This is a genomic window from Pseudomonas sp. SIMBA_068, from assembly GCF_046534705.1.
Classification (GTDB): Bacteria; Pseudomonadota; Gammaproteobacteria; order Pseudomonadales; family Pseudomonadaceae; genus Aquipseudomonas; species Aquipseudomonas putida.
This window is the reverse complement of sequence record NZ_JAWRYI010001218.1, coordinates 1-249: the sequence shown is the minus strand read 5'-3', so window position 1 is coordinate 249 and position 249 is coordinate 1. Positions and strand designations below refer to the sequence as shown.

At 60.6% G+C, this 249-nt stretch carries 1 protein-coding gene; it reads right to left on the bottom strand.

Features of this window, described 5'->3' with window-relative positions; translation table 11 throughout:
- A partial coding sequence (locus tag SB756_RS33415) for a HAMP domain-containing protein (RefSeq protein WP_410913677.1) occupies positions 1-249 on the bottom strand: 249 nt, incomplete at both ends.

Below are 249 nucleotides of genomic sequence, written 5' to 3'. Positions count from 1 at the left end.
CGCAGCCTGCTGCTCGGTGCGTGAAGAGAGATCGGTGTTGCCGGCTGAAATTTCGCTGGAGCCCTGATAAATCGCGACGGCGCCTTCACGCACCGTACCAACGGTGGTTACCAGCGCCTGCTGCATCAGTTGCAGGTTATGGATGAGCGTACCAATCTCGCTGCGGCCATGGGGCAGGGGAGCGGAGGTCAGATCACCCTGCGCAATGCGTTCGATACGCAGCACCGACTGACGCAGCGGACTAATCAC